The 12,767-nt window shown below is 60.0% G+C and carries 11 protein-coding genes and 1 pseudogene; 5 read left to right on the top strand and 7 right to left on the bottom strand.

Annotated elements, in window-relative coordinates:
• Positions 1 to 42 precede the first annotated feature (42 nt).
• A complete protein-coding gene (locus tag PKE80_RS20100; RefSeq protein WP_271184051.1) occupies positions 43 to 1,146 on the bottom strand; it encodes an LLM class flavin-dependent oxidoreductase in 1,104 nt (367 codons plus the stop codon).
• A 33-nt stretch (positions 1,147 to 1,179) separates the two neighbouring features.
• Positions 1,180 to 2,334: an LLM class flavin-dependent oxidoreductase gene (locus tag PKE80_RS20095; RefSeq protein ID WP_271184050.1), complete on the bottom strand. Its 1,155-nt coding sequence runs from the start codon at positions 2,332 to 2,334 to the stop codon at positions 1,180 to 1,182.
• A gap of 184 nt (positions 2,335 to 2,518) precedes the next feature.
• Between PKE80_RS20095 and PKE80_RS20090 the strand changes: the two genes are divergently transcribed.
• A complete protein-coding gene (locus PKE80_RS20090) occupies positions 2,519 to 4,111 on the top strand; it encodes a class I adenylate-forming enzyme family protein (protein WP_271184049.1) in 1,593 nt (530 codons plus the stop codon).
• Between the two features lie 5 nt (positions 4,112 to 4,116).
• On the opposite strand, the gene PKE80_RS20085 is transcribed toward PKE80_RS20090, so the two are convergent.
• Complete coding sequence (locus PKE80_RS20085; protein ID WP_271184048.1) at positions 4,117 to 4,776, bottom strand: TetR/AcrR family transcriptional regulator; 660 nt, start codon at positions 4,774 to 4,776, stop codon at positions 4,117 to 4,119.
• 131 nt (positions 4,777 to 4,907) lie between these two features.
• Here PKE80_RS20085 and PKE80_RS20080 point away from each other — a divergent pair, with 131 nt between their 5' ends.
• Positions 4,908 to 5,699 (top strand): DUF2889 domain-containing protein, encoded by a 792-nt coding sequence (locus PKE80_RS20080; protein ID WP_271184047.1) that lies wholly within the window; start codon positions 4,908 to 4,910, stop codon positions 5,697 to 5,699.
• Positions 5,696 to 6,826, top strand: coding sequence for a 3,4-dihydroxy-2-butanone-4-phosphate synthase (ribB, locus tag PKE80_RS20075; RefSeq protein WP_271184046.1), 1,131 nt, complete (start codon positions 5,696 to 5,698; stop codon positions 6,824 to 6,826). The genes PKE80_RS20080 and ribB overlap by 4 nt, the downstream gene beginning before the upstream one ends.
• A 70-nt stretch (positions 6,827 to 6,896) precedes the next feature.
• Here the strand turns inward: ribB and PKE80_RS20070 are convergent, their stop codons facing one another.
• From PKE80_RS20070 to PKE80_RS20060, 3 genes are read right to left on the bottom strand one after another with little or no spacing between them, the layout of a single operon-like run.
• A complete protein-coding gene (locus tag PKE80_RS20070) occupies positions 6,897 to 7,979 on the bottom strand; it encodes a zinc-binding dehydrogenase (RefSeq protein WP_271184045.1) in 1,083 nt (360 codons plus the stop codon).
• Between the two features lie 33 nt (positions 7,980 to 8,012).
• Entirely contained in the window at positions 8,013 to 8,330 is a 318-nt protein-coding gene (locus PKE80_RS20065) for a 2Fe-2S iron-sulfur cluster-binding protein (RefSeq protein ID WP_271184044.1), read from the bottom strand.
• Positions 8,331 to 8,372: 42 nt separating this feature from the next.
• Positions 8,373 to 9,626 (bottom strand): cytochrome P450, encoded by a 1,254-nt coding sequence (locus tag PKE80_RS20060; protein WP_271184043.1) that lies wholly within the window; start codon positions 9,624 to 9,626, stop codon positions 8,373 to 8,375.
• Positions 9,627 to 9,768: 142 nt separating this feature from the next.
• Between PKE80_RS20060 and PKE80_RS20055 the strand changes: the two genes are divergently transcribed.
• Positions 9,769 to 10,512 (top strand): MerR family transcriptional regulator, encoded by a 744-nt coding sequence (locus PKE80_RS20055; RefSeq protein ID WP_271184042.1) that lies wholly within the window; start codon positions 9,769 to 9,771, stop codon positions 10,510 to 10,512.
• Between the two features lie 152 nt (positions 10,513 to 10,664).
• Here PKE80_RS20055 and PKE80_RS20050 read toward each other — a convergent pair.
• Positions 10,665 to 11,039 (bottom strand): annotated as a pseudogene (locus tag PKE80_RS20050) (riboflavin kinase); the annotation flags it as partial.
• 420 nt (positions 11,040 to 11,459) lie between these two features.
• Here PKE80_RS20050 and bktB point away from each other — a divergent pair.
• Complete coding sequence (bktB, locus tag PKE80_RS20045) at positions 11,460 to 12,659, top strand: beta-ketothiolase BktB (RefSeq protein WP_271184041.1); 1,200 nt, start codon at positions 11,460 to 11,462, stop codon at positions 12,657 to 12,659.
• Positions 12,660 to 12,767: the final 108 nt, after the last annotated feature.

Genomic DNA, 12,767 nt, shown 5'->3' with positions numbered 1-12,767 from the left:
CGATCGGCTGAGTTTAATCGCACGGTTGCCGATCGAGTGGATTCAATCCGCCGGATTGCGAACTTTGGGGCACACCTCGGTCGCAAGGCGTCGCAGCGACTCTTCCCAAGGCTTGGGATCGTCGAGGCTGTCATGCTGGTTGTAGACGATCTGCCCCCAGCCGCCGACCTTGTCGGCCAGCGTCTCGAGCTTCTCGATCGCCGTTTCGGGCGATCCGCACAGGACCACGTGCTCGGCCAGGAAGTCCTCGTCGATTGTCTCGGGCGTCACGTCCTTGCCGGAGTCCGCGATGATCCCGTTGAACAGACCGAACTTGATGTAGATTTCCTTGAGATACTTGGCCCAGGTTTCGGCAAGACCGCTCTTCAGGAACAGCCGCTTGGCCTCCGCGTCGGTATCCGCGATGAACACGTCGCGGCAGACGCGGTAGCGCTTGCGATCTGGCGTGTGGCCCTTCGATTCCATCGCCGCTGCCCATGTGTCCCAGTGGGCCTTCATCTGCGGTGTGCCGCCGAAGAACGAGATGGGCGAATAGTCGCGCTCGCCGGCGAACTTCATCGACGACGAGCTCTGCGAAAGACCGGTAACCGCGATTTCGAGCTTGTCGCGGCCGCCGTATGGCCCATTGTTGGCGATGATCACGTCATACTCGGGCATCGTCTCGGGACCGGGGAAACCGGCCTGATAATACTTGCCCTTTTCGAGGAAGGGCTTCCCCTCCCACACGCGCTCCATCAGGTGCAGTGCTTCGAGCTGACGCGGCGGCAGTTCCGAAATGCTCTCGAAGCCGTGCAGGATCGCGTCGGTGTGGTGCCCGCCCGGCGCAACGCCCAGGAAGTAGCGACCTTCCATGACCTGGCTGAGCCAACCGATGCGGATCGCGAGCGTTGCCGGGTCATGGTAGGGAAGCAGGTGCGCCATCGGTGCGAACCGGATGTTTTTCGTGGTCTGCGCGCACGCCGCGATCACAGCTTCGGGCATGGGAATGTTTTCCCAGCCCAGAGTGTAGTGCTCGCCGATCATGAAATCGACGTAGCCGGCCTCATCCGCGATGCGGGCGATGTCGAGCGCCCAGTCGAAGATCTGCCGCGCGGTCCGGTGCGGCGGATTGTACGGGGTCATGAAGATCCCACACTGCATTGCCATGTAACCTCTCCTCGAAATTGTTCTCTGATGTGATCAGACGAACGTGCCGTCGTCCGCCTTGGTGGAGAAGCGCGGCGCCACCTTGCTGATGAACTTCTCGAGTTCCTCCTGGTTGGCTTCCGGCTCGAGATGGCCCTGGCCGAACATGAGGAACAATTCGTCGAAACCGAGCCGATCGTGTGCCCGGCCAATCTGGTCCGCGATTTCGTCTGCGGAACCGATCAGGACGTTCGGCGGACGCTGGCCCATGGGAATGAACCATTCATCCCAGAACCACATGTGCTCTTCCATGAGCTGGCGTGCACGGTCCTTGTCGTCGGTCAGCATCAGGAAGCCGCCCCAGGCCGAAGCGTCGGTCTTGGTGACCTCGCGCCCGTTCTTGGCCGCGGTCGCGATGTAGCGATTATTGAGGTTCTCGCAGAAGTCGAGGTTGTCGGACAGCACGATGAGCTTGCCGCCTTCCTCCGCCCAGAAGTCGATGGTGCGTCCCGAGGCCGCGAAGCCACCATAGATCGGGGGATGCGGGTCCTGGTAGCAGCGCGGGGCGATGCCGATCTGGCGCACGATGCCGTCGGCATCCTGACCCTTGCCGTACTTGGCATAGGCGGGGTGACCGGCCGAGCCGCCCTCGGGCGGGAACTGCCAGTTGTCGCCCTTGTGGCTGAAGACGTCGTTGGTCCAGGCCTTCTTGACGACGCGAACGCCCTCTTCGAACAGCGAACGGTTGCGCGCGTCCTGCTCGTCGCGGGCCTTAACATTGTCGGGCGTGGTTGCGCTGACGCCTTCCTTGATCCCGTATGCATCGACCCAGCGTGCGTGGTAGCCGCGGGTGAAGCCACAGTAGAGACGGCCCTGAAGCATGTGATCGAGCGTGGCGATCTCCTCCGCCACGCGGACCGGATTGTGGGTCGTCATGGTGTAGCCCATGATGCCAGCCTTCAGGCGCTTGCTGTTCTGGCCGACGAAAAGGCTGAACATGCCGGGATGGTTGTTCGCCTCGAAGCCCTCGATCTGGAGGTGGTGCTCAGGCTGACAGTAGCCGTAGAAACCCAGTTCGTCGGCGAGCTGAACGTAGCCGCGCACTTCCTCGAGGAAGCGCTGGTAGAGTTCAGGCCGCTGCCCGGCCATGCCCTGTTCGATTTCCTTCCGGCGCCCGACGACGCCAGTTTGCATCAGGTGATATTTCATCCCACTCCAGCCTTCTTGTCCGCATTGCTAGCCGGATAGGCGGGCCGCGCGGATCGTTGTCAATACAGGTGTTGATCGTGATATCGGCCACAAAGAGGCGGGCTGTCAACTCCTGTGTTGACGAGAGGCCATTGTTTTTTCCATAAGGGCCTGGAAGCCTACGAAAGGCATGATGGAGAGGACGATGCCGGCATTTCTGACAACCGAGGTCTCTACTGTTGGCGACCTGCTCCTGCGTGCCGCCCAAGAGCACCCCGATCGCCTGGGTCTCGCACTGCCGAACGCGACAGCCTCCTATTCGCAGCTGCTCGAAGGCGCGGTTCTGGTCGCACGTGCCCTGCAGGGGCTTGGCGTTCAACGCGGCGATCATGTGGCGCTTTTGATTCCCAACAGCATCGAGTTCGCGGAAGCATTCTTCGGGACGATGTTGGCGGGGTGCGTGGCGGTTCCGCTGAATGCGCGGCACCGTGCGGCCGAGATCGGCTATATCATCGGCAACGCTCGGGCGAGGGTGCTTCTGACGAGTCGCCACGACAGTGACCCGGTCGATTTTCTTTCCGTGGTGCGCGAGGCCCTGCCGTCCCCTGAGAGCGCGCCGAATCTTCGACAGGTGGCTTTGCTGCGTGGTGAGGGTGAGGCGGAAGTGCTTGGGAGGAAGGAGTTTCTCGCGCATGCCGAAGCGGTTGATCCTCGTGAGATAGAGCATACGCGGCGATGCGTACGTGCTCGCGACCCGGCTTTGATCATCTACACATCTGGCACGACTGCAAATCCGAAGGGATGTGTGCTACCGCACGAGGCCGTCACCAGGGGGCCCGTCGAACGGGCACGCTACCGACTTTCCGCTGGCGACAGCAACGTCACGTGGGCAGGTGGCCCGCTGTTCCATATCGGGAGCCTGGCTCCGTTCATCGGCTCGGTCGGGGTCGCTGGAACGTTTCTTGCCGACAGCTACTTCGAACCTGGGCGGGCTATCGCGCTCATGGCGGAGTACGGGTGTACACTGGCATGGCCATGGTTCCCTGCAATTGTGCAGGGGATTATCGACCATCCGGATTTCGATCCTGCGAAGTTCGCGGAACTGCGTTATCTGTTTCTGATCGCCCCACCGACGCTGGTGGAGCGAGTGCAGGATCTGTTTCCGCATGCCGAGGTGATCCAGGCTTGCGGAATGACAGAGACGTCAGGCGTGTTCGCACTGTGCGATGCCGACGAAACGCGCGAGTCGCGGTCTACGACAAACGGGAAAGCAGCGCCCGGGATCGAGATCAGAATTGTCGACCCGGAAACCGGCATTGATCTCGCAGATGGCAATATGGGTGAGATCCTCGTGCGCGGTTACAACGTCATGGATCGCTATTGGGATGCGCCTGAGAAGACCTCGGAGGCCCTGGACTCAGAGGGCTGGCTTCGGACAGGTGATCTTTATACACGCCATCCCAGCGGAAGCCTGGTGTTCGGCGGCCGGTGCAAGGATATGCTCAAGGTTGGCGGTGAGAACGTCGCGGCCATCGAGGTCGAGTCGTTCCTGTGCACGCACCCGGCGGTTAAGACTGCCGAAGTTGTTGGAAGGCCCGACCCTCGCCTTGACGAGGTTCCTGTCGCATTCATCGAGCTCTACGATGGCCAGATCGTAGACGAAGAAGTTCTCATCGCGCATTGCCGCGGACGGATCGCCAGCTACAAGGTCCCGCGCGCGATCCACTTCATGTCGGCCGCTGAGTGGCCCATGTCCGCGACAAAGATCGACAAGCGCGCGTTGCGCGCGCTGCTATGATCGGTTCACCGCTCCGGTGCGGCGCGCATCCCGTCGATGAAAATCGACCAGAACGCCTCTGCCACTTCAAGGCCCGTCATAGGGCCCCCAGGCGTAAACCAGCGATGCGTCCAGTTCAGCATGCCGAAAAGCGCGTTTTCGACCAAGCGAGGCGGCACATTCGCACGCAAATCGCCCGACGCGATCGCTTCACGAATGAGACTGATCAGCGTTTTATCGAATGCACGGGTCTTTTTCATGATCTCCTGCGCCCAGGGCGTCTCGTCCGCTCCGACCTGGTGCATTTGCTCCTGAATGTACACGAAGGTCGCAGGATAGTTCTCCTCATAGGAGACCATGAGGCGCAGGTAGATGGCGTGCAGCCGTTCGAGCCAGGTGAGGGAGCTATCGTCGATCAGCTTCTGCGCCTCGGCGATGTTCGCATCGAGGACGCCTTCCACCGTGACCCGGAAAAACTCTTCCTTGCTGCCGACGTAATAGTAGACGGTCGCACGATCCATTCCTGCTTCACGTGCAATATCCGCCAGCTTGGTTGCCTGATAGCCCTGTTCCTTGAACAGGCGCGCAGCGATCCGGACAAGCTCTTCCCGCTTGGCGGCATAGTCGGCGCCGCCTTCATTCTGGGCCGATTCGCGGCGGCGGGAGTAGTTGCTGACCTTGCTCATCCGATTTTTTCCCCGCGCATTGTTTCTAAAGTGCGCCTCCAGATTTCTCTTGCAGACCTATGGGTCAGTTCGTCAACGGGTAAGTTGATTCGCTTCGCATTCCGCGGAGGTCGGGCCTGGCCCGAAAAGCCATGATTCCCCAGCTCGCCCATTTCGCGACCAACCCCGCTTACGGGTCTGGTACATATCGTCGCCGGCTGCGCTTTGCGGCCGGCACGCGCACGGTGCACGCGCAGGTCGATGATACGCATCACTCGTATTGGCTGGTTCTGGAGCACGACAATGCGCAAATAACCGGGCTCGAAGCAGGCTTCAATCGCGCTCCGACGAACATGTGCCCGGGCTCGGTCACCGGACTGCAGTCCCTGGTCGGCGCAAGGCTGGATGTGCCCATGCGCGAGCTGATGACGAAGCTTCCTCAGACATCCAATTGCACGCACCTGGTCGATCTCGCTTTCTGGTCAATCGCCCACATCGAAGGTTCAGCGGTCTGGGAGATCGAGGTCCCCGATCAGATCGACGCTCCGGTGTGGATCGGGATCGGGCGAGACGGGACATACATACATCGCTGGCAGATTGCAGATTTTCGGGTCGTCGCGCCGGAAGAATTCGCCGGTAAGCCGCTGATGTCGGGATTCATGCGATGGGCAGGCGAAGCATTCGCCGACTTTTCACTGCTTGCAGCGACCATGCTTCAGCGAGGCCTCTTCGTGGCGCGAGGCAGGCAGCACATCGTCGATCATGCTCCGCCCACGCCGCTGGCGAGCGCAGAGGGCATGGCGGGCATGTGCTGGTCCTATTCGCACGATCGACTGACTCACGGGACCGGTTCGCTGGATTACGTTCGTGATTTCACAGACGGCGTCAGAATGGAAACGCCGCCCCCGCATATTGATAATGGGTTGAAGGATACCGGGTCATGACTGATATTTCTCCGATAGAGGCAATTATTGAGGATGCCCGCAACGGGCGTCCCTATATTCTGGTCGACGCACCGGATCGTGAGAACGAAGGTGACGTAATTATTCCGGCGCAATTTGCGACGCCTGCGGTCATTAACTTCATGGCGATCCATGCGCGAGGGCTCATCTGCCTGGCGCTCACGACGGATCGGGCGAACAAACTGAAGCTCGAGCCCATGTCTGAAAACAACGGATCGGGACATGGGACGGCGTTCACGGTCTCGATAGAAGCTCGCGAGGGCGTGACAACCGGCATCTCGGCGTACGATCGGGCTCGCACCATCGCCGTCGCCGTCGATTCGACCAAGACGCGGGACGACATCGTCACACCCGGGCACGTCTTCCCACTGATCGCCAAGGATGGGGGTGTTCTGGTCCGCGCGGGTCATACCGAGGCGGCGGTAGATATTTCCCGTCTGGCCGGGCTTTCTGCAGCAGGTGTCATTTGCGAGGTGATGAATGCTGATGGCTCGATGGCACGCCTTCCAGACCTGATCGAATTTGCGCGTCAGCATGATATGAAAATCGGCACCATTGCCGATCTGATCCAGTATCGGCGTCGGTCCGAGAAGCTGGTCGAGCGCCTGGTGGAGGCGCCGTTCGAAAGCTGGCATGGCGATTTCCGCATCGTAGTCTATCGCAATACCCTCGATGGCAGCGAGCACGTTGCGCTCGTGCGTGGTCAACCTCGCGACGGCGTGCCTACATTGGTGCGGGTCCACCAACTGGATCTGACCGCGGACGTGCTAGGCTGGCGCGCCGCGCACCGTGATTACGTTCCAACTGCGCTTCGTATGCTGGCCGATCACGATGGTCCCGCTGTTGCCGTATTCGTTCGCGATCCCAACCCGTCGTCCATCTCCGAGAGGGTGAAGGGCAATCGCAAGATCTACGCCGATACCCATGGCTACCGAGATTACGGGATCGGTGCGCAGATTCTTCATGATCTGGGAGTTCAGGAAATGATTCTGCTGTCGTCGAGCGAAGGTAAACTCGCGGCGTTGGAGGGCTTTGGACTTTCGGTCATTCGCAAGCTGCCGATGGTCGTCGACGTGGAGGATGCGCGGCAACCGCTAGCGTCGGCTTAAGGTTCGGGATCAGAAAAAAACACCCCCGCTGCTCGGCAGCGGGGGTGTTCTTCTGGACCCGTGAATACCTTCAGGTGATTGTTGGATCGATCACCGCCTTTATCGCGCCTCCGCTCTTGGTGAGGCGCAGGGCTTCGGCAGCCTGAGCAACTCCGAATCGATGGCTGACAAGCGACCCAAGAGGTACGCGGTCCTGGAGCGCGACGGCCAAGTGCAGTGCCTGGTAGTAGTGCTTCGGTTTCGGGAAAGTGGCGCCCCCGATGTTGATGTTCTTGATCGTGAGATCGCGCGGGCTGATCGGCTGAGTTCCGATCGCCCCCCAGAGCCCCAGTACGATATAACGCCCGTGGTTTCCGGTGAGATCGACACCCTCGGGAAATGCGGGCAGTACGCCGGCAGCTTCGACGACGACGTTCGGTCCGTTGCGCCCGACCCGTTCGTAAATCATGCGGCGGCGTTCGTCCGCCGCGACATCCAAGCCGATCGTGACGGTTGCTCCGAGAGACCTGGCCGCTTCAAGACGGCCTGGCGAACCATCGATGATGACGATTTCCCGGGCACCGGCCTGGGCCGCTATGAGAACGGCGGACAATCCAACGGGGCCCGCGCCCTGAACGACCACGGTTTCGCCGAGACGCACGGGCCCACATCGATCGAATCCGCGCAGCGCCGTCGGAAGAGCGCAGCCGAGGGCTGCCACCGCCTCCGGTTGGGCATGGTCAGGCAGCCGGTAGAACGGCATTCCGTTAGGCAGCCAGGCGAAGTCGGCGTAGCTGCCCCAGTTTGGCTTCGAGGCGTCCTCGAAGAACTGGGTGTTGTCGCAGGGCGTCTCGTCGAGGACGCTGCACGAATAGCAGCGATGGCAAAGCGCGATTGGCGACCAGTAGACAAGGTCGCCCGTCTTCAATTCCTCGCCTGCGTAATCCGTCGAAACGCCGGGGCCGAGTTTTTCGATGCGCCCGATGCCCTCGTGTCCCAGAATGATGGGGAAGGGCATCTCGCCAGCTTCCCCGGTGAGAAGATGAACATCACTGCCGCAGACGCCGCCCAAAACGATGGAGACCAAGGCGCCGCCCGGCTCCGGATCGGCGATGTTGACGTCCCAGGTTTCGAGCTGGTTGGGCTTTACCAGTACCGATGCGCGTCCCAACATTTTTCAAATCCTCGTTTTCATTCGTATGGTCGCTCAGTCTTCCGGGGCGATCTCGACAACGAGACCGGCGAGTTCGTCGCTGATGACGATCTGGCAGGAAAGGCGAGACTCGGGCGTGCGGTGTTCCGAACTGTCCAGAAGGTCATCTTCGTCGTCCGACATGGCGGGGAGCCTATCGATGAAGTCGGCGCCGACGCGGACATGACATGTCGCGCATGAGCAGCAGCCCCCGCAAAGTGCCAGCAATTCGTCGATCCCGGAATCTCTCAGTGCTTCCATGACACTGACGCCTGGAGCAGCTTCGATCTCGCAGCGGTCACCCGCCCGCGAGATTACGGTTATGGTCGTCAAGGATGGCCTCGTGAGTTGGAGTGCAGATTTGTCGCTGTCCGATCAGCGATCGACGGACCAGACGAGCGGAACGTTCTCGACCGCGGCCACGATACCCGAATGATAGGTAGGGCGGGCGTCCGGCGCGAGGCTGAATTCCGGAATTCGTTTCAGCCATTCTTCCAGCGTCACGATGACCTCCATGCGGGCCAGGTGCATGCCCGCGCACCTGTGCGGCCCTCCACCAAATGTGCTGTGGGAAATGCCGCGCCGGCTCAGGTCAAGCTTCCAGGGCTCAGGGTTGAGCGTTTCGTCCAGGCCATGCAGAGCGGTAGGCAGCAGGATCATGTCGCCGCGCTTCAGCGTGACACCGTCATAGTCAATGTCCTTGGCGACCATCCGTGCCTCCGAGACCACCGGAAAGCGCCGGAACATCTCTTCGACGCCGCGCATGAGAACCAGGGGGTCGCTGCGCAGTTCAGCCACGACGTCCGGGTGCTTGGCCAAGTGGATCATGAAAAAGCTGAGGAAGTTCACGACGGTGTCGAGGCCGCCAAGCAGCAGCAGGGAGATGAGGCCTTGCGCTTTATCGTGATCGATCGGCTTCCCGTTGATCTCGGTGTTGACCATCTGTGTGATCAGGTCTTCCCCGCTGCCGCCGGTACGGGCGCGGATGATGGGGTCGACGTAGGCGTAGAAGCCATTGTTACCGGCTTCCAGATCCGCTGCCATCTCCTCCGGCGTATTGCCTTCAGGGCGGGTCATCTGACGGGCGAATACACTTAGAAGCGGTACGTCTTCCAGAGGAAGGTCTGCCAGAGCCATGAACACGTGAACGGGAAACACGCCCGCATACTCTGCGGCAAAGTCGCATTCGCCTTTGTCAGCGAAATTGTCGATGAGGCCGGCCGCTACTTCCCGGACTTTCGCTTCCACCTTGCGAATTCGCCCGAGGTTCAGGCTCTTGTCGAGGCTCTTGCGATAAGGCGTATGTTCCGGCGGATCCATTCGCGTCGGAACCATCTGATATTTCTCGCCCGCCTCCTTGGGCAGGAAGATCACCTCGCTCGAGAAACGGGATGGGTCGCTGTAGACTTCCTTTACCGTCTCACCGTTCGTGGCGATCCAGTGCCCACCTGTGAACGGCGTCCAGATGAGATTGGGCATGCCGGGGCGGTGCACCTTCTTCCACGCCTCGTGATAGCCCTCGTCGATTCCGTCGAGCGCGTACATGTCGATCTCGTGGACGCGATCGGCGGGGACATTCGCGGGGCGCGAAGCCTTGGCGCGCAGCGATTCTTCGAGGTTGGTGGCCAAGCTTCTCTCTCCTGTCGTGAGATGATTCATCATCCATGCGTGTTAAGAGCACGCGTTATGCGTGTCAGATACACGCGTCTTGCAATCCCGACAAGAGGGCGCAAAGATCGGTGCGAAAATTTTTGCGAGGCAAGCGACCGGCTTGTCCAAAACAGATCGTTGGGATTATTGCGGCGCCATGCGTATGCGGGAACTTGAGGAGAAGACAGGCGTCGACCGTGAGGTCATCCGCATATTGCTACGCAAGGGACTGTTGCCTGAGCCGAACCGGCTTGCCCGCAATCAGGCGGAATACGACGAGTCCCATGTCAGGGCGATTACCGTTGTTCGCGAGCTTCAGAAAGGCAGTCGGCTGACCCTTGATCAAATCAAGGAGCTGCTTGACGGTCGAAGCGTTGATGGCGGTGCGGGTGCGGTCACCTACCAGCATCTGGAGGAGCTGCTCGCAATACGTTTCGGCTTGGACGGAACCCGTCTTGTCCCCCTGTCTGCGATCTCCCAGCGTAACTCGATGGCGCCGAGGGATGCTGCAGCATTCAACCGGATGGGGATGGTCGACCTCGTCGACGGAGAAGACGAACCGCGCCTGAGTTTGACCGACGCGCGGCTTGTCGAAATCTGGGCCCAGATTCGTGAGCTTGGTTTCGTGGAAGAAGCTGGCTTCCCGCCTGAGAACATCGCGTTCTATCTGCAGGCCGCCGAGGAAGTTGCTGCGCGTGAGGCAGAAGTCTTTCTCAAGGGAAGTGCCGGTCGGATTAATGAGGAGAATGCGGCGACGATGCTCCAAGGGGCATTGCCGCTGATGCTCGACTTTTTCGGTTTGCTTCGCCTGAAGGCATTCATGCGCAATATCCACGAAGCCGTCGATGGCTCCGATCAGGCCTAGATTGACGGCTCGAAAATGGCGTGCGTATCAGCAGGTCGGTATCTGGATAAGCGATCGGAACCGTGGACAGGCACCGCGCAGGAGTGGTTGCGCTCCAACGGTTGGCGCGGTGCAGCAAACGTCGAATGTCTTTCGACGCCAGGCGGCCGCATTTAGTCGTTACGCATCCGGAGCAAGATAGTGCGCGCTGCATCGCAATCTCTTGTCATCTGCGAGATCAGTTCGGGTAAGTCGTCGAACTTCGCTTCCGGGCGGAGGAAGTGCACGAGTTCGACATCAATCTCTTGATCGTAAATATCCTCGTTGAAGTCGAAGAGATACGTTTCCAACAGTTCCTTCGGCGGCGAGAATGTTGGTCGGACGCCGAAGTTTGTGGCGCCATCAAGGATGCGGCCGTCCGTCAACGTCACCCTAGAAGCATAAATGCCGTACGCAGGCTTATCCTGATCGTTCAGTATCATGTTTGCAGTCGGGAAGCCGATGGTTCGTCCGACCTTGTCGCCATGCACAACACGCCCCCGGATCGATCGGGCTGCGTCAATCGATAGATTGCGTTCGTGTGCCAGCATCAGTTCGTCCTTTCCCATTGACTGAGGGAAGCGTAACCCTCCAGATAAGCTCAGTCAACACTAACGTTGACGAACCACGGTTTGCGCGCTAACCGTCACGAGAAAGGGCACATCAGTGTCGCTGCGCCGCTATGTGGTGCTTTGTGAGGGGAGGGAGGGCGCAGCTGCGGCGATCCTGATTGTTATCCTGGGAATGTGCCCGGCGAGCTATGAAGTCGATGGCCAGATTGCTGAGTAAGACGCCTCTTCCTAGACACCCCGCGGTGGGTTCAAGCGATCGGAACGGCGGACATTTGCGCCGCTCCCACGCGAGCCAGGACATCAATGCAATCCCCCAGATCGCGCTGACTTTCTCGGGTGCCAAAAAGGAAATTGGTAGTGGAAGACGTCTACATCTTATCGGGAGCTCGGACAGCGATCGGTGGTTTTGGCGGCAGTCTGAAGGACGTGCCGGCCGAACGGCTTGGATCGATCGTGATAGCCGAGGCTATCGCTCGGGCCGGACTATTGCCCGACGACATTGGCCACGTGGTTATGGGGAATGTTATCCCAAGCGTTCCCAAGGATGCCTACATCGCGCGAGTTGCAGCGGTCGCTGCCGGCGTTCCTGTTGGTGCTCCCGCACTTACACTGAACAGGCTGTGCGGCTCCGGATTGCAGGCGATTATCTCTGCCGCTCAGATGATCGCGCTAGGAGAATGTCAAATAGCGGTTGGCGGGGGGACGGAGTCGATGACGCGATCTCCCCATCACGTCGCCGCCACTCGTTTCGGCCAAAGAATGGGCGACGTTGCGATGGTGGATGCCATGGTTGCAGTGCTCAGCGATCCGTTTGAAAACATTCATATGGGCGTCACCGCCGAGAACGTGGCTAAAGACTACGGTATTTCTCGCGAGGACCAAGATGCCTTGGCGGTGGAAAGCCACAGGCGAGCACGCGTGGCACAAAGCGAGGGTCGCTTCGAGAGTCAGATCGTCCCAATCGAAGTCACGGACCGCAAGGTGGTTAGGCATTTCGCGACTGATGAGCACGTGCGCGAGAATGCCGATATCGCCGCAATGCGCGGATTGAAGCCAGTGTTTCAGAAGGGAGGAACCGTTACTGCCGGTAACGCGTCTGGCATCAATGACGGCGCGGCGGCAATTGTCTTGGCAAGCCCCGCCGCGATCGAGGCGAAGAATCTGAGGCCATGGGCGCGGATACTTGGCTGGGGACATGCCGGAGTTGAGCCCAGCCGAATGGGAATAGGCCCGATCAAGGCAGTCCCGATTGCGCTTGAAAGGGCGGGGATTGGTCTCGATCAGGTTGACGTCATCGAATCGAATGAAGCATTTGCCGCTCAAGCGTGTGCGGTCGCTGCAACCCTTGGGTTTGATCCCGAAAAAGTGAATCCGAACGGATCCGGTATCGCGCTAGGCCATCCCGTAGGCGCAACTGGAGCAATCCTGACGGTCAAGGCTCTATATGAACTTGAGCGCATAGGTGGGCGCTACGGCCTAATGACAATGTGTATCGGCGGAGGGCAGGGCATTGCGATGGTCATCGAACGCCTTTCTCCGACTGAGAAGCCAGACTAGCTCGGTCCAGAGCCTTAAAATGCGTGGGTTTGAAGGGCATTCGAAATGATCGCAGACGTCGTCATTGTGGGAGCGGGACATGGGGGAGCGCAGTGTGCGCTCGCCCTG

The sequence above is a fragment of the Novosphingobium resinovorum genome (assembly GCF_027922145.1).
In the GTDB taxonomy this organism is placed as follows: Bacteria; Pseudomonadota; Alphaproteobacteria; order Sphingomonadales; family Sphingomonadaceae; genus Novosphingobium; species Novosphingobium resinovorum.
The sequence above is the reverse complement of the archived record's forward strand: the minus strand, read 5'-3'. Positions and strand labels throughout refer to the sequence as shown.